The sequence below is a fragment of the Cobetia sp. SIMBA_158 genome (assembly GCF_046566945.1).
GTDB lineage: Bacteria > Pseudomonadota > Gammaproteobacteria > Pseudomonadales > Halomonadaceae > Cobetia > Cobetia amphilecti.
The window spans coordinates 1-249 of the sequence record NZ_JAWJYL010000819.1 but is presented as its reverse complement, the minus strand read 5'-3'; the positions used below and the strand labels follow the sequence as shown (position 1 = coordinate 249).

The window sequence follows — 249 nt, the reverse complement described above, 5'->3', positions numbered from 1 at the left end:
CGAACGTAGTTGGGTTTATCGCGCTGCAAAAAATGTAGACCGTACCGCGGCATTTGGATCTACACAAAGCTTAGAGGTCACAGGTACAGTAATGTTTATGAACTGCGCCTTCCCTACGCTTGATGAAGAAGCGCTTGCGCCAAGTGAAGTAACGCTTGGTCCCTATTGCCAAACACCTTATTCAACCAATTCTTTATTTAACGTATCGGGAATGAGCTTTGGTGCGCTATCTAAACCCGCTGTGCGTGC

1 pseudogene is annotated in these 249 nt (G+C 47.0%); it reads left to right on the top strand.

The annotated features are described in order from the left end of the window. A pseudogene (locus R2R70_RS22105) lies at positions 1-249 on the top strand (FMN-binding glutamate synthase family protein); the annotation flags it as partial.